26 protein-coding genes are annotated in these 21891 nt (G+C 47.9%); all 26 read left to right on the top strand.

Features of this window, described 5'->3' with window-relative positions; genetic code table 11:
* Positions 1-3: 3 nt before the first annotated feature.
* The 26 genes from D9T21_RS06375 (at position 4) to D9T21_RS06250 (ending at position 21887) form a co-directional block, all read left to right on the top strand.
* Complete coding sequence (locus D9T21_RS06375) at positions 4-1056, top strand: ISAs1 family transposase (RefSeq protein ID WP_105933364.1); 1053 nt, start codon at positions 4-6, stop codon at positions 1054-1056.
* 157 nt (positions 1057-1213) lie between these two features.
* A complete protein-coding gene (gene rpmH / locus D9T21_RS06370) occupies positions 1214-1348 on the top strand; it encodes a 50S ribosomal protein L34 (RefSeq protein ID WP_014290886.1) in 135 nt (44 codons plus the stop codon).
* 15 nt (positions 1349-1363) lie between these two features.
* Positions 1364-1723, top strand: coding sequence for a ribonuclease P protein component (gene rnpA, locus D9T21_RS06365; RefSeq protein ID WP_105935435.1), 360 nt, complete (start codon positions 1364-1366; stop codon positions 1721-1723).
* Complete coding sequence (gene yidD / locus D9T21_RS06360; RefSeq protein ID WP_170308518.1) at positions 1687-1959, top strand: membrane protein insertion efficiency factor YidD; 273 nt, start codon at positions 1687-1689, stop codon at positions 1957-1959. Before rnpA ends, yidD begins: the two co-directional genes overlap by 37 nt.
* Positions 1960-1970: 11 nt before the next feature.
* Positions 1971-3635, top strand: coding sequence for a membrane protein insertase YidC (gene yidC, locus D9T21_RS06355; protein WP_123324221.1), 1665 nt, complete (start codon positions 1971-1973; stop codon positions 3633-3635).
* A gap of 70 nt (positions 3636-3705) precedes the next feature.
* On the top strand, positions 3706-4188 hold the full coding sequence (locus D9T21_RS06350) for a YajQ family cyclic di-GMP-binding protein (protein ID WP_123324220.1): 483 nt from the start codon (positions 3706-3708) through the stop codon (positions 4186-4188).
* 15 nt (positions 4189-4203) lie between these two features.
* Positions 4204-5580, top strand: a complete 1377-nt coding sequence (mnmE, locus tag D9T21_RS06345) for a tRNA uridine-5-carboxymethylaminomethyl(34) synthesis GTPase MnmE (protein ID WP_123324226.1) — start codon at positions 4204-4206, stop codon at positions 5578-5580.
* Positions 5581-5685: 105 nt separating this feature from the next.
* Positions 5686-6126, top strand: a complete 441-nt coding sequence (gene mioC / locus D9T21_RS06340) for an FMN-binding protein MioC (RefSeq protein WP_164464592.1) — start codon at positions 5686-5688, stop codon at positions 6124-6126.
* Positions 6127-6786 carry a DnaT-like ssDNA-binding domain-containing protein gene (locus tag D9T21_RS06335; protein WP_164464591.1) on the top strand — a complete coding sequence of 220 codons (660 nt, stop codon included), beginning with the start codon at positions 6127-6129 and terminating at the stop codon, positions 6784-6786.
* A 2-nt stretch (positions 6787-6788) separates the two neighbouring features.
* The gene (locus D9T21_RS06330) at positions 6789-7610 is read left to right on the top strand and encodes an ATP-binding protein (protein ID WP_123324219.1); all 822 of its coding nucleotides are present in this window, start codon (positions 6789-6791) and stop codon (positions 7608-7610) included.
* A gap of 727 nt (positions 7611-8337) precedes the next feature.
* Complete coding sequence (gene mnmG, locus D9T21_RS06325) at positions 8338-10239, top strand: tRNA uridine-5-carboxymethylaminomethyl(34) synthesis enzyme MnmG (protein WP_123324218.1); 1902 nt, start codon at positions 8338-8340, stop codon at positions 10237-10239.
* Entirely contained in the window at positions 10240-10878 is a 639-nt protein-coding gene (gene rsmG, locus D9T21_RS06320; RefSeq protein ID WP_123324217.1) for a 16S rRNA (guanine(527)-N(7))-methyltransferase RsmG, read from the top strand. It begins immediately after the preceding gene.
* Between the two features lie 12 nt (positions 10879-10890).
* Positions 10891-11685, top strand: coding sequence for a ParA family protein (locus D9T21_RS06315; RefSeq protein WP_105935469.1), 795 nt, complete (start codon positions 10891-10893; stop codon positions 11683-11685).
* A gap of 30 nt (positions 11686-11715) precedes the next feature.
* Positions 11716-12591, top strand: a complete 876-nt coding sequence (locus D9T21_RS06310) for a ParB/RepB/Spo0J family partition protein (RefSeq protein WP_123324216.1) — start codon at positions 11716-11718, stop codon at positions 12589-12591.
* Between the two features lie 193 nt (positions 12592-12784).
* A complete protein-coding gene (locus tag D9T21_RS06305) occupies positions 12785-13129 on the top strand; it encodes an ATP synthase subunit I (protein WP_241155647.1) in 345 nt (114 codons plus the stop codon).
* Between the two features lie 112 nt (positions 13130-13241).
* Positions 13242-14075, top strand: coding sequence for a F0F1 ATP synthase subunit A (gene atpB, locus D9T21_RS06300; protein WP_123324214.1), 834 nt, complete (start codon positions 13242-13244; stop codon positions 14073-14075).
* A 109-nt stretch (positions 14076-14184) separates the two neighbouring features.
* Complete coding sequence (gene atpE / locus D9T21_RS06295; RefSeq protein WP_070177268.1) at positions 14185-14406, top strand: F0F1 ATP synthase subunit C; 222 nt, start codon at positions 14185-14187, stop codon at positions 14404-14406.
* A gap of 49 nt (positions 14407-14455) precedes the next feature.
* Positions 14456-14926 (top strand): F0F1 ATP synthase subunit B, encoded by a 471-nt coding sequence (atpF, locus tag D9T21_RS06290; RefSeq protein ID WP_105935426.1) that lies wholly within the window; start codon positions 14456-14458, stop codon positions 14924-14926.
* Positions 14927-14941: 15 nt separating this feature from the next.
* Positions 14942-15475, top strand: coding sequence for a F0F1 ATP synthase subunit delta (atpH, locus tag D9T21_RS06285; protein WP_123324213.1), 534 nt, complete (start codon positions 14942-14944; stop codon positions 15473-15475).
* 13 nt (positions 15476-15488) lie between these two features.
* Complete coding sequence (gene atpA, locus D9T21_RS06280; RefSeq protein WP_123324212.1) at positions 15489-17030, top strand: F0F1 ATP synthase subunit alpha; 1542 nt, start codon at positions 15489-15491, stop codon at positions 17028-17030.
* A gap of 56 nt (positions 17031-17086) precedes the next feature.
* A complete protein-coding gene (atpG, locus tag D9T21_RS06275) occupies positions 17087-17947 on the top strand; it encodes a F0F1 ATP synthase subunit gamma (RefSeq protein WP_123324211.1) in 861 nt (286 codons plus the stop codon).
* A gap of 33 nt (positions 17948-17980) precedes the next feature.
* Positions 17981-19363, top strand: a complete 1383-nt coding sequence (gene atpD / locus D9T21_RS06270; protein WP_123324210.1) for a F0F1 ATP synthase subunit beta — start codon at positions 17981-17983, stop codon at positions 19361-19363.
* A 79-nt stretch (positions 19364-19442) separates the two neighbouring features.
* Entirely contained in the window at positions 19443-19856 is a 414-nt protein-coding gene (locus D9T21_RS06265) for a F0F1 ATP synthase subunit epsilon (protein ID WP_105935421.1), read from the top strand.
* Positions 19857-20074: 218 nt separating this feature from the next.
* On the top strand, positions 20075-20497 hold the full coding sequence (locus tag D9T21_RS06260; RefSeq protein ID WP_123324209.1) for a GFA family protein: 423 nt from the start codon (positions 20075-20077) through the stop codon (positions 20495-20497).
* Positions 20494-20847 carry a VOC family protein gene (locus tag D9T21_RS06255; RefSeq protein WP_123324208.1) on the top strand — a complete coding sequence of 118 codons (354 nt, stop codon included), beginning with the start codon at positions 20494-20496 and terminating at the stop codon, positions 20845-20847. Before D9T21_RS06260 ends, D9T21_RS06255 begins: the two co-directional genes overlap by 4 nt.
* 95 nt (positions 20848-20942) lie before the next feature.
* Positions 20943-21887 carry a DUF3307 domain-containing protein gene (locus D9T21_RS06250; protein WP_123324207.1) on the top strand — a complete coding sequence of 315 codons (945 nt, stop codon included), beginning with the start codon at positions 20943-20945 and terminating at the stop codon, positions 21885-21887.
* Positions 21888-21891 lie beyond the last annotated feature (4 nt).

Raw genomic sequence — 21891 nt, 5'->3', positions numbered from 1 at the left:
CAAATTAATGTTCAACATGACTTTATTGATGTGATATTTCTGACTGTGAGTGCAGTCCTTTCTGGAGCAGAGGGTTGGAGCGATATAGAAGTGTTTGGTCGAGATAAACTTGATTGGTTGCGCCAATACCGTCCCTTTGAAAACGGCATTCCTGTTGACGATACCATTGCCCGAATTGTTCGAGTAATATGCCCTGAACAATTAAATAAAGCCTTTATGAATTGGGTGAATGAAGTGCGTGTTGAAACGGGTAAGCCTCAAATTGCCATCGACGGTAAGACACTTCGTCATTCCTACGATGGCGATAAGCAAACGGCATTACATAGCATTACCGCCTGGAGCAAAGATGCAGGTTTAGTGCTTGCGCAACTGAAGTCATCGGGCAAGAAAAATGAGAATGCTTCGGTATTGGACCTACTCGACACGCTTAATATTAAAGGCGCTCTTATCAGTGCAGATGCCATGAACTCTCAGAAAAAGATAGTCGAGAAAATCAGCTCGGAGAACGCAGATTATGTGCTCTGCATCAAAAACAACCACAAACAACTACGCGATGAAATTGCCGCCTATTTCCATAAGGTAGAGAGGGATAATCCCGCTTGGATTGCCTGTAATGAACAGACTGATTCTGGCCATGGACGAATTGAAGTACGCCGGTGCCAGCAACTAAGAGTCAGTGAGTGGATAAGTGAAGCACAGCACTGGAAAGGTATACGCAGTGTTATCAAAATAGAGCGAGAGCGCCACCTTAAAGACAAAGAGGTGAGCACTGAAACGCAATATTACATCAGTTCACTGGATATTGACCCCGTTGCGGTCAACCAGGCTATCCGAGCACACTGGGAAGTCGAAAATAAAGTCCACTGGGTGTTAGACGTGACGTTCAAAGAAGATGATAGCCGAATACGCAAAGAGGACGGAGCGGAAAATGTCGGAGTGATTAGGCGGTTTTGTTTGAATATGGCTCGTTTACACCCCAAGAAAGCCAGCATGAGAAGCAAACTCAAAATGGCTGGCTGGGCCGATGAATTCAGAGCAGAGCTTATTTTTGGGTAAAAGTATGCGGTTGCCCTGGATTATTAAGTGGTTTAACGGGCTTTTCCATTGACAATGGCCCCGGAGATCTCTAGAATTCAGCGTCCTTTTGTAGCACGCCTATTATTTGGGCAGTTACAATAAGTATGTTTAACCACGTAAAAGTGAGACTTTGGTCATGAAAAGAACGTTTCAACCGAGTAACCTAAAGCGTAAACGCTCTCACGGTTTCCGTGCTCGTATGGCGACTAAAAACGGTCGTAAAGTACTAGCCGCTCGCCGTGCAAAGGGTCGTGCTCGCCTTTCTGCTTAATGGTATTTACCAAAAGTGGGCGAAAACCAGTTTTCCCGGGAGTTAAGGCTTCTTACTCCCTCCCACTTTACCTATGTTTTCGATAAAGCAATTCCTGCAGTATCACCGTGTTTTACGGTTCTAGCCAGACATAATCAGTTAACTCATCCCCGTATTGGCATCACCTTAGCCAAAAAACGTATTCGCAAAGCTAATCAGCGCAATCGCATTAAACGTTTAATTCGCGAAAGCTTTCGTCATCGCGCGCAGCAACTCCCCGGAATCGATATTATTGTGGTCGGCAAAACCGGCGCCGATGCATTGTCGAATGAAGAAGTCTTTGTCACGTTGGAAAAGTTATGGAAAAAGCTCGAAAAGCGCTGCACTACGGGCTAATCGCGCTGCCGCTGGGACTCATTTACTTTTACCGGTTATTTATTTCGCCGGTGCTTGGACAGCGTTGTCGCTTTCACCCAAGCTGCTCAGTTTATGCCTTAAATGCATTTAAATCGCACGGATTGTTAATTGGCGGTTGGTTATCTATCAAACGCATATTAAAATGCCACCCTTTGCACTCTGGCGGATACGATCCGGTACCCGAAAACAAACAAGACAATAAACACTCAAATTAAAAGAGACCAGTATGGAATCGCAACGAAGTATTCTGATTATTGCCATCGCATTTATCAGCTTTTTACTCTGGCAAAAGTGGCATGAGGCCTACGGACCGCAGCCAGTTCAACCAGTAACCCAGCAAGCGGCAGACAGTGTACCGGCCGGTGTACCTTCAGCTTCATCAGTCCCTGCCAGCAATGGCACTGACGAAGATGTGCCTGTTGCAGCGAGTGAAGCTTTGCCGCAGGCAACAGCCAGCAACAGTACTAAGCAAACGATTTCAGTAGTTACCGATACACTGAATCTGACGATTAGTTTGGTAGGTGGTGACGTTATTCACGCCGACCTGGTTAAGTTTCCGGTTACTCAGGGCTCAGACGAACCCTACAGCTTACTGCGCGCTGGTAACGGATTGTATGTTGCACAAAGCGGGCTGGTAGGTGCAAATGGCCCCGATGGCAGCTCACAAGGCAGACCTTTATATCAGGCACAGGCGGATTCATACGAGTTAAACGGTGACACACTGAGTGTGCCGCTAACCTGGTCGAGCAATGACGGAATCAGCATTACTAAAACCTTCACATTCACCCGTGGACACAACGATGTGGATGTGAGCTATGCGATTACCAATAATTCTGGTCAGACTGCTCAGTTCCAACAATATGCTCAGCTTAAGCAAACCACCGCTGAACAGGAAGGCGGTAACATGTTTATGCCAACCTATCGCGGCGCAGCTTATGGCACAGCCGACGATCGTTACAACAAGTACACGTTCGGCGATATCGAAGATGAGCCATTGCGTATCAGCACCACTGGTGGTTGGGTAAGCATGCTGGAGCACTACTTCATTTCGGCCTGGGTACCTTCTCAAACCGAAACCAATTCGCTTTACAGCCGTTTGGTAGCTAATCAGTACGCGATTGTTGGCTACACCGGCGAACCAACATCAGTCGAAACCGGACAAGCCATTGAGTTAAGCAGCACTCTTTATCTTGGCCCTAAGGATCAGGATAAGCTGGCTACGCTGGCGAGAGGCTTAGACCTGACCGTAGACTACGGCATTTTATGGTGGATTTCGCAGCCATTATTTACCCTGCTTAAGTTCCTGCATAGCCTGGTAGGTAACTGGGGTGTGGCGATTATCCTTATCACCATCATCGTTAAAGGTGGTATGTACTGGCTGACTAAGAAACAGTACGAGTCAATGGCCAAGATGCGTAATCTGGCGCCTAAGATGCAGCAACTGAAAGACCGTTTTGGCGACGACCGTCAAAAGATGTCTCAGGCCATGATGGAGCTGTACAAGAAGGAAAAAGTTAACCCAATGGGCGGCTGCTTCCCACTGTTACTGCAAATGCCTATCTTCCTGGCACTGTACTGGGTACTACTGGAAAGTGTGGAATTACGCCATGCTGACTTTATTTTGTGGATCACCGATTTGTCGGTGATGGATCCTTACTTTGTACTGCCGATATTAACCGGCGCCAGCATGTGGATGCTGCAGAAGCTGCAACCCACTACCATGACCGATCCGATGCAACAAAAGATCATGCAGTGGATGCCGGTTGCCATGAGTGTATTCTTTATCTGGTTCCCGGCCGGTCTGGTACTCTACTGGTTAATCAGTAACGTGATTACCCTTATCCAGGCGAAAATCATTTACGCCTCCATGGAAAAGCGTGGCATTAAGTAAATAATTAATCCCATTAAACTACTTAAAGCCCGCATGAATGCGGGCTTTTGTTAACAGGAGAGCAGTCACCATGCCTTCATTTGATATTGTGTCAGAAATAAACATGGAAGAAGTCCGCAATGCCACGGAAAACGCTAACCGTGAATTGTCGACTCGCTTTGATTTTCGTGGCGTAGAAGCCAGCTTCGAATACAAAGACAAAACCGTAGTAATGGCCGCCCAGGCCGAGTTTCAGCTCCAACAAATGGAATCCATGTTCCGAAATGCCTGTGCCAAACGTAATCTGGATACCTCAGCCATCGACTGCAAACCGCATACTGTCACCGGCAAAAATTATCGTCAGACAATAGCGTTTAAAGAAGGCATTGAGCAGGCCGTCGCTAAGAAGATTGTTAAACTGGTCAAAGATGCCAAAATTAAAGTACAAACGGCTATCCAGGGCGATCAGTTGCGGGTTACCGGTAAAAAGCGCGACGACCTGCAACAGGTTATGCAACTGGTTAAACAGGCAGAGCTGGGCCAGCCATTTCAATTTAATAATTTCCGCGACTAGAGCTTAATTATGACTATCAGCCACTCCGACACCATTGTTGCACAAGCTACCCCGCCCGGGCGAGGTGGTGTTGGCATAGTGCGGGTATCCGGCCCGCAGGCGTTAAAAGTGGCTGAGCACATATTACGCATCCCGTTATCACCCCGTCAGGCAACTTACACTGATTTTTACAATGCCATGGGTGAAATCATCGATCAGGGCATCGCTATTTATTTCAAAAACCCGCACTCCTTTACCGGTGAAGACGTGGTGGAGTTTCAGGGTCATGGCGGGCCGGTCATTATTGATATGCTGCTGGAAGCCATTTTAGCAGTGCCCAATGTAAGACTGGCGCGGCCAGGGGAATTTAGCGAACAGGCTTTCTTAAACGACAAATTGGATTTGGCTCAGGCTGAAGCCATTGCCGACCTGATTGATGCCAGTTCACAACAGGCCGCGAAAAGCGCGTTACGTTCGTTACAGGGTGAGTTCTCAGAGCAAATCAATACCCTCAGCGAAGCCATTATTCATTTGCGTATGTACGTGGAAGCCGCTATCGACTTTCCGGATGAAGAGATCGACTTTTTATCCGACGGAAAAGTCAGTAATGACCTCACCACTATTCTTGAGCAAGTAGGCAAGGTTCGCAGCCAGGCAAAACAAGGTACGCTGCTACGGGAAGGTATGCAGGTCGTTATTGCCGGCAAACCCAATGCCGGTAAATCGAGCCTGCTTAATGCGCTGGCCGGCCGTGAAAGCGCCATCGTAACCGATATCGCCGGTACCACTCGGGATGTACTGAAAGAACACATCCACATTAATGGCATGCCACTGCATATTATTGATACCGCCGGTCTGCGCGAAAGCCCGGATAAAGTGGAACAAATCGGTATTGCCCGCGCCTGGGAAGCGATTAACCAGGCCGACCGGGTATTGTTTGTGGTCGACAGCACCGAATCCGATAGCATCGACCCGTACCTCATCTGGCCCGAATTTATGCAACAGCTGCCTGCTGGCATGCCAGTAACGGTTATTCGCAATAAGGTTGATAAAACCGGCGATGAAATCCGCCTGCATAAGGTCGATTCGGCCCATGGCGCATTTACCACCATCGCGCTGTCGGCCAGTACCGGTGACGGTGTAGAGGTGTTAAAAGACCATCTGGCTGCCAGTATCGGCCTCGACACCACCACCGAAGGTCAGTTTATCGCCCGCCGCCGACACATGGATGCCATTGATACCGCGCTGGCGCATCTGGAAACCGGCGAGCAGCAACTTAACGATAATCTGGCCGGCGAATTACTGGCTGAAGAGTTGCGCCTGGCCCATCAGGCACTCACCGAAATCACCGGCGAATTTACCTCCGACGATCTGCTCGGTCGTATCTTTTCCTCCTTCTGTATCGGCAAGTAACCAGCAGCCGGCAACCTACCCCGACTAAACATATTCCCTGGCGGTTATTATTGGTATAATGCCGCCACTTTAAGCATAACTGCCACAAGGTTTATCCGGAGTAATATGGATCGTCACTTTACACTGATAGTAGGTTCTGTACTGGGGGCCAGCGAATATGTTGCTGATGCCATTGCTGAGGCCCTTCGTGCCCGTGGATATAAAGTTACTATACTCACACAGCCAGATATGGACGATATCGAAGCAGATTCCACCTGGTTTATCTGCACATCAACCCATGGTGCCGGCGATTTACCCGACAATATTCAGCCTTTTGCAGCCCAGTTAGAAGACGAAGATCTCAGCGATATTGAGTACTTTGTGGTGGGTCTGGGCGACAGCAGCTACGATACCTATTGCCACGGCGCCATTGCCATGGAAACCCTAATGAATAAGGGCGGTGCCAAGCTCATGGCCGATCCGTTACACATTGACGTGCTGCACCACCCCATTCCGGAAGATCGCGCCGTAGAGTGGCTGGAACCCATTCTCGACACGCTGGACTAAATGTTTACCCAGGCCGAATTAAATGCCCTTACCTCGCCGCTGAGCAATGCGGCAAGGGTACTGTATTGTCTGGCACTACGTCCCAAAGCCAATCAGGACACATTGTTATCTAACCCGCTGCAGTACAAAGAGCTACTGGCTTTGATGAACAGCGACCCGCAACGGGAACCGGTGACTCGCGGCCGTGAGATTAATACCTTGCTGGAAGAACTCACTCAGGCCGGACTGGTGACATTACCTGAATCGCTGAGCCTGGATATGTCGCTTAATGGCAAACGCATTCTGTTACCCCTTATCAGCAATACCCAGGGCTATCAGCCCTTTCATCAGCAACACTACGCCATGCATCGCGACTGGCAACCAGAACAACAGGTATTTGATGATATTGCAGCGCTGATTGGTCTAATTGATAAAAGCTTTGATGAACAGGACATTGGTGAGTTTGTGGCCTATTGGTTGGGCCGTCCGGAAGCGGTGTTCAGCAGCTATCAGTGGACGCAGAAGTTCACCTACGCGTTGAAGAACCGCCGCACCGCCAAAGGCTATCAGGCCACAAAAAAAGTGGGTAATCAGGTTGTCACCGTTGAACCGGGCATCGAAGCAGATGATAATGCCAGACAGCTAGTTGCTAAATACGCCAATAAATCAGGTAAAAATTAATCATGGATTCATTTAAAGATAAACTTAACTCACTGGCCAGAACGCTGGGTAAAGCGGTGCCAAATGAATCTGAATATATCGATTACAAGACCCTGCGAAAGCAATACGAAACCCAGGCCAATCAGGAAATAGCCCAGCTCCAGCAACAATCCAAAAAGCAGCGCATCGAAATGCTGCATGGTCGCTCAGACCTCAACCCTCGCTGGACCTTTGCCAACTTAATTGAAGACAGTGATGACGTGGTTGAAGCGGTCAGCATTGCCCAGTCTTTTATCGCCGCACACGAAGACAAAGCCTGGCGTGAAGCGGGCTCCCATATGATGATTTTCTACGGTGACTACGGACGCGGTAAGTCGCACATAGCTGGTGCCATTGCGCACCAGCTTATCGATCAGTATGAAGTTACCGTGTTGTATCGCCAGCTATCCACACTGCTGGAGATGCGTCATTCTGCCTATGACTTTGGTTCTCAGGACAACGCCGGGCAAAAGTTTCGTGCCGCCCATCAGGAACTGCTGGATGTGGACATGCTGATCCTCGACGAAGTTTGCGTTAACGAAACTGTATTAAAGAAAAACTCGCAAAGCTGGCTGGGTAATCTGCTCCGTCAGCGCCTGGTCAACAAGAAAAACTGTATTCTGATCACCAACCACAACCTTGGCGATCTGGAACAGGCACTGGGCCGCTACTGCTTTGAATCGATCAAAGAATACGATACCTACAAGGTCAGGTTTTCCGGCCCGAGCCGGCGTAAAGGCCTCACTCTCGACGAAGAAGATCAGGTCACCTCTGCACCTCGCTATCAACCTAATCAGGTTCGTTAGCGTCCCTACAAATCAATGAGAAGCGCCGTTTATACGGCGTTTTTTTATAGCCAGCGTCTAAGATTTACGCTTAAAAACATCCATTTAATGGCTTTAAACGTCGTGCTGACAATAAATATTTTTCCTCCATAGCCTGCTTTATTTTATTTTTATAAACATTACCAAATAAAATGACCGGATCGAAAACGTGATCCACGGATCCAAAACCGTTAAGATCTGAATAACTCTTTTCCACAGTAAAACACCGCTATAAGCCGCATAATACGCCTTACAGGCCGATCGGATCCTGGATCTATTAAACAAGTTATCCCCAGTTAGATCAAAGCTAGATCACTGCTGTGCATAACCTCTGAGAAGTAGCTGTGTACAAGCTTTGATCTGAATTGTGATAAGATCCGGTCAGTGCTGGCATGTGGATAAAACAGTGCCTTATACACAGGATCCCAGTAGGGTTGTGATCGGGGTCTTCCAGATCTTATTGATCGCGTAATATCATGTTTTAAATAAGGAAAAATGACTTACACACAGATCCGGCGATCCCTAATAAGAATAAATATAAAAGATCTAAATAGATCCTATACTTTAATAACACGACCCGCTTTTTAGCTTTACCAGCAAAATGTAGAAAATTTAACCATTTTCATTAGCCAAGAACTCAGCTAAAATACGCGCCCTTTTTTCTCCACTGGTTAACACTTCGTCCAGTTAGGTAATTAGTGAGGTAACTATGTTTTATCAGCAGGATTACGATGTCATCGTAGTTGGCGGCGGTCACGCCGGTACCGAAGCTGCACTTGCTGCTGCCCGTATGGGCGTGCGTACCCTATTACTTACCCATAATGTCGAAACCATCGGGCAGATGTCGTGTAACCCTGCGATCGGTGGTATTGGTAAAGGCCATCTGGTAAAAGAAATCGATGCCTTTGGTGGTGCCATGGCACTGGCTATCGATCAAGGCGGGATCCAGTTCAGAACGCTTAACTCCAGCAAAGGCCCTGCTGTGCGTGCAACCCGCGCCCAGGCTGACCGAAGCTTATATCGTCAGGCGATCCGCAACATCGTGGAAAACCAGCCAAACCTCACGCTGTTCCAACAAAGCTGTGATGATCTGATCGTCGAGAACGATCGCGTCTGTGGTGTGGTAACCCAGATGGGCCTGAAATTCCGGGCGAAAACCGTGGTGTTAACCGTTGGTACATTCCTGGGCGGTACCATTCACATTGGTCTGGAGAATTATCGTGGCGGTCGTGCCGGCGATCCACCGTCGATTGCCCTGGCCGAACGGCTACGAGCGCTGCCGTTCAGAGTCGATCGTCTTAAAACCGGTACCCCGGCACGACTGGATATCCGCAGTCTGAACTTTGATGTAATGCAGGCTCAGCCTGGCGACACGCCGGCACCGGTGTTCTCGTTTATGGGTAACCGTGAAATGCATCCGCAGCAGATCCCGTGTTACATCACTCATACTAACGAGCAAACCCACGAGATTATTCGTGGCGGACTGGATCGCTCACCAATGTTTACCGGCGTAATCGAAGGCGTTGGGCCGCGTTATTGCCCCAGCATCGAAGATAAAATTACCCGTTTTGCCGATAAGAATTCACATCAGATCTTTGTTGAGCCTGAAGGGCTGAACAGCGTTGAGGTGTATCCTAACGGGATCTCGACCAGCCTGCCCTTTGATATTCAGCAGGCGCTGATCCATTCCATCAAAGGCTTTGAAAACGCGCATATCATTCGTCCGGGTTATGCCATTGAGTATGATTTCTTTGATCCCCGCGACCTCAAACAAACCCTTGAAACCAAGTACATTGAGGGTTTGTTCTTTGCCGGCCAGATTAACGGTACTACCGGCTACGAAGAAGCCGGTGCCCAGGGTCTTATTGCCGGTGCCAACGCGGCCTTACAGGTACAGCAAAAAGATCCGCTGATCCTGCGTCGCGATCAGGCCTACATGGGCGTACTGATTGACGATCTGGCAACGATGGGCACTAAAGAACCGTACCGCATGTTTACCAGCCGGGCTGAATACCGCCTGCTGCTGCGTGAAGATAACGCCGATATGCGTCTTACCGCTGCAGGCCGCGACATCGGGCTGGTGGATGATGCTCGCTGGCAGGCCTTTAATGCCAAAATGGAAGCGGTTGAACAGGAACAACAGCGTTTGCGTGGTCATTGGATCCATCCTGAACACGCCGCGGTTGCTGAGCTAAACACGTTGCTTAAAAACCCGGTGAGCCGCGAACATTCACTGGAAGAGCTAATCCGTCGTCCGGAAATGACCTATTCGTCACTGATGAGTATTGAATCGCTGGGGCCGGGCCTTGCCGATCCCATTGCCGCCGAGCAGGTGGAGATCCAGATCAAGTACGCCGGTTACATCGCTCGTCAGCTCGACGAGATCGCGAAAACACAGCGTCATGAAAATACCCTGTTACCAGCAGACTTTGATTACAGTAAAATATCCGGGCTGTCCAATGAGGTAGTGGCTAAGCTTACCGATGCCCGCCCGGAAACCATTGGCAAGGCAGCACGGATTTCAGGAATTACGCCGGCCGCCATTTCGCTGCTGTTGGTTTACCTGAAAAAACACGGCATGTTACGTAAACACGAGAAGCAGTCTGCCTAAATGAGTTTTGACCGACAAAAACTAAGTATCATTTTACGCGACGGCATCGATGCGATGTCATTGGTGCTGTCTGAAGAACAGCAAAATTTGTTGCTCGACTATGTTGAACGTATCCACAAGTGGAACAAGGCGTTTAACCTGACGTCGGTTCGTGATCCCGAACAGATGATGGTAAAGCACATCCTGGATTCACTGGCTGTGGCGCCGTTTTTAACCGACCAGCGCTACATCGATGTGGGTACCGGCCCCGGTTTACCAGGTATTCCACTGGCCATTGCCTGCCCGGATAAACACTTCACGTTACTCGATAGCCTGGGGAAACGGGTGCGCTTTATGAAGCAATGTGCATACGAGATGAAACTGGTCAATATCGAGCCCATCCAAAGCCGGGTTGAGGAACATGTGCCTGCGCAGTACTATGATGCAGTACTCAGTCGGGCATTTGCCTCGCTGAAAGATATGTTGCACTGGTGTGAGCATCTGGTAGATACTCAAGGGAAGTTTCTGGCACTGAAAGGCCAGTATCCGACCGACGAAATCGCTGCCATTCCGGCTACCTTTACTCTGGAATCATCTGTAGAGCTATTCGTACCGGGGCTGGAAGGCGAACGTCACCTGCTGACGGTTCAAAAATCATAGTTGGGATCAAACGTGGCTAAAGTAATTGCAATCGCAAATCAAAAGGGCGGTGTGGGTAAAACCACTACGGCAGTAAACGTATCTGCGTCAATGGCTGCCACAAAACGCAAAGTGTTACTGATTGACCTGGATCCACAGGGTAACGCTACCATGGGTAGCGGCGTGGATAAGTACGAGGTTGATGCAACCAGCTATGAAATGCTGATTGAAGACAAGCCGGTTGACGAAGTCATCGTTAAAAGTACCTCGGGTAAATACGATTTAATTGCCGCCAATGGCGACGTTACCGCGGCCGAAATTAAACTCATGGAACAGTTTGCCCGCGAAGTGCGTTTGCGCAATGCCCTGCAGTCGGTTCGCGATTACTACGATTTTATTTTTATCGACTGCCCGCCGTCACTAAACCTGCTTACGGTTAACGCGCTGGCAGCCGCTGATTCAATTTTAGTGCCCATGCAGTGCGAATATTATGCACTGGAGGGACTCACGGCGTTGATGGACACGATTCAGAAACTGGCTTCGGTGGTGAATCCGGAATTAAAAATAGAAGGTGTGCTGCGGACCATGTATGATCCGCGTAATCGCCTGGCCAATGATGTGTCTGAACAACTCAAACGGCATTTTGGCGAGCAGGTATACCGTACCGTGATCCCTCGCAATGTACGTCTTGCTGAAGCCCCAAGTTTTGGCGCGCCAGCCATGTATTACGATAAATCATCGACTGGCGCCAAAGCCTACCTGGCGCTGGCCGGAGAAATTTTGCGACGCCGGGATAAAACGTCAGAAATGCCTGCCAAGGCTAGTTAAGAAAAAGAACATTCAGGCATTGAGGATATTATGTCAGCAAAAAGAAGAGGATTAGGACGCGGGCTGGATGCATTGCTAGCTACCAGTCAGTCAGCCTCACGCAGCGAAGATGGCGAAGCCGTAACTTCACAAAACAGTGAATTGAGAAAACTGCCTATCGAATTTTTGCAGCCTGGCAAATATCAACCCCGTAAAGATATGTCGCCGGAGGCGCTGGAAGAACTGGCCTCCTCTATCCGATCGCAAGGTGTTATCCAACCAATTGTTGTGCGGTTAGTAAGTACTGACAAATATGAAATCATTGCCGGTGAACGCCGGTGGCGAGCCGCGCAGCTTGCGCAACTGGATGTAGTTCCCTGCCTGATTAAGGACGTTCCCGACGAAGCTGCCGTGGCCATTGCGCTGATCGAAAATATTCAGCGTGAAGACCTTAATGCCATGGAAGAAGCCCAGGCTCTGGACCGCTTAATGAACGAGTTTGAATTGACTCACCAGGAAGTGGCCGAGGCGGTAGGTAAGTCACGTACGACCATTACTAATCTGTTACGCCTCAATAATCTTAACGACGATGTAAAGTTACTGGTTGAACACGGTGATATAGAAATGGGTCACGCCCGTGCTTTACTGGCGCTGGAAGGTGAATCTCAGTCTGATGCCGCGCAAATTGTTTCTGGCAAGGCGCTCACCGTTCGTGATACCGAAAAACTGGTGCGTAAAATTCTTGAACCTGCAGAACCCAAACCCCCCAAAGAAATTGACCCGGATGTGAAAAGTCTGGTGAATAAGTTGTCGGATAACCTGGGTGCTAAAGTGTCGATTGACCATAACGCGAAAGGGAAAGGTAAGCTGGTGATAAACTTTAATGATTTAGACCAGCTCGACGGTATTTTGTCGCGGATAAAATAGCCTTTTTAAGGCGATTTTTGCGGCTAACTCGTCTGACCTTCTGTTATAGACTCAGAAAATTTTCACAATAACATACAAAAAATCCATAACGGTTGAATTCTACCGCTAAAACAGTATACTTCTGTCGCTTTTTGTTGGGTTTCACAACCAGAGAATACATGTGACAAAAAACTTGGCCGACAAAGGAAAATCAGTGGCCAAAAAAGCGGCGCTTTTTCAGATTATATGTGCGCTGATTTTCATTCTCATAACAGGGTTGTTGAGTACCGTTGATAAAGCCTTAGCTTTTGCAGCGGGGACTATCATCAGTATCTTACCCAATCAGATTTTCGCATTGTTTGCGTTCAGATATGCCGGGGCGAGTCAGTTAAGACTGGTCACGAAAAGTTTCAGCCAGGGCTCAAAGTTAAAACTGGCTGCAACAGTAATTTTGTTTGCTATTGCCTTTGCAGGTTTAAAGTTAGAACCGCTGCCGGTATTTGCCGGATTTGCAATAGCAACTGTCAGCTACTGGCTGGCGTTGTTTCGTCAACGATAGTACTAACAATAAAAAATAAACGTATCGCCCTTAGTCGTAAATAAACTAAGGCGAAGGTCGTAGAGACGAAACCAGTAAAGCATTTTAAACTTTAATTTTTTTAGGTTGAACAATGGCATCTGAATACACTACCTCAGAATATATCAAGCACCACTTGACCAATGCCTCCATGTGCAGCACCGAAAACGGCATCGCGTTTAACGCGCAATGTGCCGATGCTGGATTTTGGACCTGGCATATCGATACGCTGGCATGGTCTATTGGTTTAGGTTTACTGTTTTTGTTTTTATTCCGCTCGGCGGCCAAAAAAGCAACCACAGGCGTTCCTACCAAATGGCAGGCATTCGTGGAATTAGTTATCGAGTTCGTCGATGACAACGTAAAGAGTACTTTCCACGGTAAGAGTGATCTGATTGCGCCGTTAGCACTGACCATCTTTGTGTGGGTGCTACTGATGAACCTGATGGATTTAGTGCCGGTAGACGTCATTCCAATGATTTCTGGCCTGATTGGCGAAACCTTCTTTGGTGTGGATGCCCATCACGTATACAACAAAGCAGTACCGACCACAGACCTTAACCTGACCTTCGCGTTAGCCCTGGGTGTGTTTGTACTGATTATCTTCTACTCGATTAAAATTAAAGGTGTAGGCGGTTTCATCAAGGAACTGACCATGCAGCCATTTAATCACCCGGCGTTTATTCCAGTTAACTTTATTCTGGAAACCGTTACCCTGCTGGCACGTCCGCTGTCACTTGCGCTACGTTTGTTCGGTAACCTGTACGCCAGTGAGCTTATCTTCATCCTGATCGCAACTATCGGCTACTTCCAGCTGCCGTTGCACTTTGCCTGGGCCGTGTTCCACATCCTGGTTCTGCCTCTGCAAGCCTTCATTTTCATGATGCTGACCATCGTTTACCTGAGTCTGGCGAGCGAAGATCACTAGAAACTAACAAGCGGTTGTCGCGAGTAACCTGGAAGTTCGCGGCAACCACATTGAAACGTGTTTTAACTTTAACTTTTAACTTTAACTTTAAATATAATCGGAGACGTACATGTTATACATCGCTGTTGCACTACTGATCGGTATGGGTGCCCTTGGGACTGCTATTGGTTTTGGTCTGCTGGGTGGTAAATTCCTTGAATCTGCTGCACGCCAACCAGAGCTGGCACCTCAACTGCAAGTTAAGATGTTTGTTGTAGCGGGCCTTATCGATGCGATCGCAATGATCGGTGTTGGTATCGCTTTATACCTCTTGTTCGCTGTTGGTGCTTAATTTTTATTAACTCAAGTCTATTAGCGAACATTTATGAGGAGGAGCGGTTGTGAATATTAACGCCACTCTAATTGGTCAATTAATCGCATTCGTCGTTTTTGTGTGGTTCTGCAAAAGCTACGTATGGCCACCATTAATGGCTGCGATTGAAGAGCGTCAGAAGAAGATAGCCGATGGTTTAGCTGCTTCTGATCGCGCTGAGAAAGACCTCGAGCTTGCTCAGGCGAAAGTCTCTGAGCAACTTAAAGAAGCGAAAGCACAAGCAGCTGAAATTATCGAGCAGGCTAAGAAGCGTGGAAATCAACTTGTTGATGAAGAAACGCAGCGCGGCCATGCTGAGCGTGAAAAAATTATCTCGCAAGGTTATGCCGAAATTGAAGCTGAACGCAATCGTGCCAAAGAGGAACTGCGTAAGCAGGTAGCAGCATTAGCTATTGCCGGCGCACAGCAGATCCTTGAACGTGAAATCGACGCCAGCGCGCAAAGCGACATTGTTGAAAAACTTGTCGCCGAGCTTTGAGATAGGAGATGAGCCATGTCTGAATTGACAACCGTAGCTCGTCCCTATGCGAAAGCCGCTTTCGATTTTGCTGTTGAGCAAAGTGCCATTGCCAAATGGCAGGAAATGCTGAATTTTGCCGCTGAGGTTTCGAAAAACGAAACGATTCATCAGTTATCGACTGGTGCGATGGCGGCAGACAAACTGGCAGACCTGTACATTAATGTCTGTGGTGACTCGCTCGATGAACATGGTCAGAACTTAGTAAAAGTACTGGCTGAGAATAAACGTTTAACTGCGCTGCCTGAGATTTCTGCTTTGTTTGATTTACTTAAAGCAGATTATGAAAAAGAAGTAGAAGTATCTGTTACCTCTGCAGCTGAGCTCACCGAAGCACAGCAATCTGAACTCAGCACATCGCTGGAAAAACGTTTGGCACGTAAAGTGAAGCTTATTTGTAACGTGGATCCTGCCCTGGTAGCCGGCTTAGTTGTTAAAGCTGGTGATACAGTCATCGATGGTTCCGTGAAATCTAAATTGAACCGTCTCGCAGACGCGTTGCAAGCATAACGGGGATAAGAGCATGCAACTTAATTCCACTGAAATTGCCGAACTGATCAAGAAAAGAATTGCTCAGTTTGATGTAACCAGTGAAGCACGCAATGAAGGTACTATCGTCGCAGTAACCGACGGTATCATCCGCATTCACGGCCTGGCCGATGTAATGCAGGGTGAAATGATTGAGCTTCCTGGTGGTCGTTACGCGATTGCACTAAACCTTGAACGAGATTCAGTTGGTGCAGTTGTTATGGGTCCTTACTCGGACCTGCAAGAAGGACAAAAAGTCCAGTCTACTGGTCGTATCCTTGAAGTACCTGTTGGTCGTTCACTGCTGGGGCGTGTTGTAAACACCCTGGGTGAGCCGATTGATGGTAAAGGGTCTATCGACACTGATACTTTCGAGCCAGTTGAAAAAATCGCACCGGGCGTAATCGAGCGTCAGTCAGTTGATCAACCAGTACAAACTGGTTACAAGTCTGTTGACTCTATGATTCCAATCGGTCGTGGTCAGCGTGAGCTAATCATCGGTGACCGTCAGACTGGTAAAACAGCGATGGCAATCGATGCCATCATCAACCAGAAAGGTACTGGCGTTAAATGTGTATACGTAGCGGTTGGTCAAAAAGCCTCTACTATCGCTAACGTAGTACGCAAGCTGGAAGAGCACGGCGCACTGGCTCACACCATTGTTGTTGCCGCGTCTGCTTCTGAGTCTGCTGCCCTGCAATACCTGGCGCCATACTCTGGTTGTACTATGGGTGAATACTTCCGTGACCGCGGTGAAGACGCCCTTATCGTATATGATGATTTGTCTAAGCAAGCTGTTGCTTACCGTCAAATTTCACTGCTGCTTAAACGTCCTCCTGGTCGTGAAGCATACCCAGGTGACGTATTCTATCTTCACTCACGCTTACTTGAGCGTGCTGCACGTGTTAACGAGCAGTATGTTGAGCGTTTCACTAACGGCGAAGTTAAAGGCCAGACCGGTTCATTAACGGCACTGCCAATTATCGAAACGCAAGCGGGTGACGTATCTGCATTCGTACCAACTAACGTAATCTCGATTACTGACGGTCAGATCTTCTTAGAAACTGACCTGTTCAACGCAGGTATCCGTCCGGCGGTTAACGCTGGTATCTCGGTATCTCGTGTTGGTGGTGCTGCGCAGACTAAAATCGTTAAAAAGCTGGGCGGTGGTATCCGTTTAGCCCTGGCTCAGTATCGCGAACTGGCGGCATTCTCGCAGTTTGCATCTGACCTTGACGAAGCGACTCGTGCCCAGCTTGAGCACGGTGAGCGCGTTACCGAACTAATGAAACAGAAACAGTACACTCCACTGTCAGTGGCGGATACTGGTGTTTCCCTGTTTGCGGTAGAAAAAGGTTATCTGAAAGACGTGGAACTGAACAAGATCCTCGATTTCGAAGCGGCCTTACATTCATTCATGAACAGCGAATACGCTGATCTGATGAAGACTATCAATGAAACAGGTAACTACAACGATGACATTGAGTCTCAGTTGAATGACGCTTTAACTAAATTTAAAGCGACACAAACTTGGTAATCAATGGCTGGTGGTGAAAACCACCAGCACTACGTTGAGTAATCGGAGAGATAGTCATGGCCAGCGGTAAAGAGATAAAAGGTAAGATTGGGAGTATCAAGAATACTCAGAAGATTACCAGTGCGATGGAAATGGTTGCTGCGTCTAAAATGAAAAAGGCGCAGGAACGTATGTCTCATGGACGTCCATACGCACAAAGCATGCTTAAAGTGATTGGTCACATTGCTAACGGTAACCTTGAATATCGTCATCCTTATCTGGAAGAGCGTGAAGTCAAGCGCGTTGGTTATATCGTTATTTCTACGGATCGTGGCTTGTGTGGTGGCTTGAACACCAACGAGTTCAAATTAGTATCGCAACAGGTTAAAGAGTGGCGTGCTAAGGATGTAGAGGTCGATTTTGCTGCGCTGGGTTCAAAAGCTTGCGCATTCTTTAATCGGTTCGGCGGCAACGTACTTGCTGCAGAGTCTGGTTTAGGGGATGCACCATCGGTAAGCGATATTGTGGGTGTTGTTCGCGTAATGCTTAAAGCATTCGACGAAGGTAAGCTGGATAAAGTATTCCTGGTTTACAATGACTTCGTGAACACAATGACACAGCAGCCTGTGAGCAATCAGTTACTGCCTTTGCCAAAGTCAGAAGACGAAACGTTAAAACATCGCTGGGATTACATTTACGAGCCGGATCCAAAACCTATTTTGGAAGCATTAATGGTTCGTTACATTGAATCTCAGGTATATCAGGGCGTAGTTGAAAATGCCGCGTCGGAGCAAGCTGCCCGAATGGTTGCAATGAAAGCCGCAACCGATAACGCAGGCAACCTGATCGATGATCTTCAATTGGTATACAACAAAGCGCGTCAGGCCGCAATCACACAAGAAATCAGTGAGATTGTTGGCGGTGCCGCAGCGGTGTAGGCAAAGGTTTATAAAAGTTAATGAGGACAAATTATGAGTCAAGGTAAGGTCGTCCAAGTCATTGGCGCCGTTGTGGACATTGAGTTTCCACAGGATGCGGTTCCAAAGGTATATGACGCGCTTAAAGTTACCGAAGGTGACTTGTCTGGGTTAACCCTGGAAGTGCAACAACAATTAGGTGGCGGTGTCGTTCGTGGTATCGCTCTGGGTTCTACTGACGGTCTGCGTCGTGGTCTGGTAGTTGAAAACTCTGGTGCGCCAATTAACGTACCAGTAGGTGTTAAAACGCTGGGTCGTATCATGGACGTACTGGGTAACCCAATCGACGAAGCAGGCCCAATTGGTGAAGAAGAGCGTATGTCTATTCACCGTGCAGCGCCTAGCTACGAAGAACAATCAAGCGCGGTAGAACTGCTTGAAACTGGTATCAAGGTAATCGACCTGGTTTGCCCATTCGCTAAGGGTGGTAAAGTTGGTCTGTTCGGTGGTGCGGGTGTTGGTAAAACCGTAAACATGATGGAACTTATCCGTAACATCGCTATCGAGCACAGCGGCTACTCAGTATTCGCCGGTGTTGGTGAGCGTACTCGTGAGGGTAACGACTTCTATCACGAAATGAACGATTCAAACGTTCTGGACAAAGTATCACTGGTATACGGTCAGATGAATGAACCACCAGGTAACCGTTTACGTGTTGCTCTGACGGGTCTGACGATGGCAGAGAAGTTCCGTGACGAAGGTCGCGACGTACTGTTCTTCGTAGATAACATCTACCGTTATACACTGGCCGGTACCGAGGTATCAGCACTGTTAGGCCGTATGCCTTCAGCGGTAGGTTATCAGCCTACACTGGCTGAAGAGATGGGTGTTCTGCAGGAGCGTATCGCCTCTACCAAGACTGGTTCAATCACGTCTATCCAGGCGGTATACGTACCAGCCGATGACTTGACTGACCCGTCACCAGCTACCACCTTTGCTCACTTGGATGCAACGGTAGTACTGTCTCGTGATATCGCGTCTTTAGGTATCTACCCTGCGGTAGACCCACTGGATTCAACTTCACGTCAGCTGGATCCACTGGTAATCGGTCAGGAACACTACGAGACTGCTCGTGGCGTTCAAACGGTACTACAGCGCTATAAAGAGCTGAAAGATATCATCGCGATTCTGGGTATGGACGAACTGTCTGACGAAGATAAACTGGTTGTAACACGCGCTCGTAAAATTCAGCGTTTCCTGTCTCAGCCGTTCTTCGTAGCAGAAGTATTCACTGGTTCTCCAGGTAAATACGTTTCTCTGAAAGACACCATCAGTGGCTTTAAAGGTATCCTGGAAGGTGAGTATGACCACCTGCCAGAGCAAGCCTTCTACATGGTTGGTTCTATCGACGAAGCGCTGGAAAAAGCCAAAAAATAAGCCTGTTTGAAACTGACCGGCTCTGCTAAGCAGCCGGTCTTATTCAGGCAAGGCTTTACGTACCTATCAGGAGGTTATTATGGCAATGACAGTTCATCTGGATGTAGTAAGCGCAGAGAAGTCTATCTTTTCTGGTCTCGTTGAAACAATGCAGGTGACAGGAAGCGAAGGTGAACTGGGTATCTACCCTGGCCACGCGCCTCTGATCACTGCAATTAAGCCTGGCATGGTGCGTTTGGTTAAACAGCACGGTGAAGAAGAAGTTATTTATGTTGCTGGTGGTGTACTTGAAGTACAACCTGGCAGTGTAACTGTTCTGGCCGATACGGCAGTAAGAGCAGAAGACTTGGATGAACAAGCTGCTGAAGAAGCTAAACGACGTGCCGAAGAGCACATCGCCAATCCAGGTGCTGATTTTGATTACGCCGAAGCTGCATTAGAGCTAGCCGAAGCAATTGCCCAGTTACGATTGATTCAAAAACTGCGCAAGTAAATCGTTATAAGCATTATCTGAAAAGCCCGGACATTGTCCGGGTTTTTTTATACCTGGAATAAATGTAAAACCTGAATTGAAACAATAGCTGTATAGGTATACAGTTGTCTGGCGTATTTTAAGATTATTCAAAGATTGTCATCATGGCAAAAGCCGGGTGTTGAATGGTGTTGAATAAAGTACCGAGAGTAAAACTCATTCAGCAAGGAGATGATTAAATGAGTAACCCCGAGCCATTAACCACCCGTTGCCTGTGCGGCGACACCAGCTTAACCGTTGTACCTAAGTCCCTGGAAATAGGCGCTTGTCATTGTAGTACCTGCCGAAAGTGGTCAGGCGGCCCCTTTTTGGCTATCGAGTCAGAGCAGGTTACTGTAACTGGCCAAAATGTTGGCCATTACGACTCCTCAGAGTGGGCTGAGCGGGTTTTCTGCCAGCATTGTGGTACTCATCTCTTTTATAAACTAAAAGACGGTCACGCACGCTATGTGCCCGTTGGGCTGTTTGCTGAACAGCAGGACATGGTGCTGTCCCATCAGATTTTTATCGATAGTAAACCGCACTATTATCACTTTGCTGAGCACACTACCAACATGACCGGCGAAGAGGTTTTTGCAGCGGCTACCGGAGAGAAATCATGAGCAAAGACACCCTGATTAATTATGTGGAGCTGCCCTGCCGGGATTTGCCCGCTACTAAAACATTCTTTGCGTCGGTATTTAACTGGACCTTCACTGATTACGGCCCGGTTTATGTGGAGTTTCATGACAAAGGCATCGTCGGCGGGTTGTATCAGTCGGAACTTGCCTCCGTCACTGCTAATGGTGCGGCATTACTGGTATTTTACAGTCCGGACTTAGCTACAACTCAGCAGCGTATAGAGGCTAATGGCGGCGCTATTATAAAACCGATATTTGATTTTCCCGGTGGCAGACGCTTTCATTTTACCGAGCCGAGCGGCAATGAATTTGCAGTGTGGAGCGATAAGTAAACGCTTTCATAAAAGCTACCATCACAGTGCTGCATAAGGTAATGTATTGCGTCGCATGAATTTGCAACGCAATACATTATTTAGTTAGAAGGCAGATGAAAAATAACAAAAACGCAGTGCTGCATGTCTGGATGTTGCCGCTTCTGTTTGTCTTAGCCTGTTTTACCGCCTGTTACCTGGCCGGGTCGTTGGATTACCGCAGCATAATAGACGAACGCTCCCAGCGTGATTTTAACGCGGCGCTGGGTATGCCGCTGATCATCGGTTATTTATGGCTGGCATTACGGATATTGCACCGGCGGTCCGGTAAACGGATTGCCGATTTTCTGGTTCAGACCAATCAACTGTCGCAATACCGCCAGCACATGAAAACGCTGGAAAAAAAGCTGATACGCCATGTTATTCTGGCTGCAACGCTGTCTATCGCAATTACCCTGGTGTATCTGATCAGCGAAGATCTTCTGGCCTTTAGTCAGCCATTCTCAGTACTGCTGCTTAATGTTATCGCCGTGCCTTTCTGGTTTTTCCTGTTTTTGTTCCTGATGCAATCAGCGTCATTTACGCGTTATCTTTATAATCGCCTGGTGCTGCCGAATATCCACCAGCACTTTTGCTACTGCAAGCCCATTTGTGACCTGGGTGTCAGCAATGTGATATTTTCGCTGTTTATGTTGCTGTTGATACCTGTGTTCTGGATCGGCAAATCGGTGCCATTTATAGATGGTTTAATCCTGTCAGCGACGACGGCATTTATGATCGTTCTGCTGTTTCTGCCAGTATTCAAAACAGTTTATTTGATGCGTAAGCATCGCAACCAGAGTATTCAGCAAATAGAAGGGCAGCTTGCCAGTCTGATTATGAAGGGCAGTGATAACCCCGGAGCAAATTCGGGAGATGTGCTGTACCAACTTAATCAGCAGCTCGAAGACTTAAGACAACATCGTTGCTGGCCAAAAGATGGTCTTGTAAATACGAAAGTTTTTATTATGTCGACCGGTCTACCTTGCTGCTTTTTAGTGCTCATCTGGTGGTTAATTTAGGGAA

The organism is Marisediminitalea oceani, assembly GCF_003731635.1.
GTDB lineage: Bacteria > Pseudomonadota > Gammaproteobacteria > Enterobacterales > Alteromonadaceae > Alteromonas > Alteromonas oceani.
This window is presented reverse-complemented; position numbering and strand designations above follow the sequence as displayed.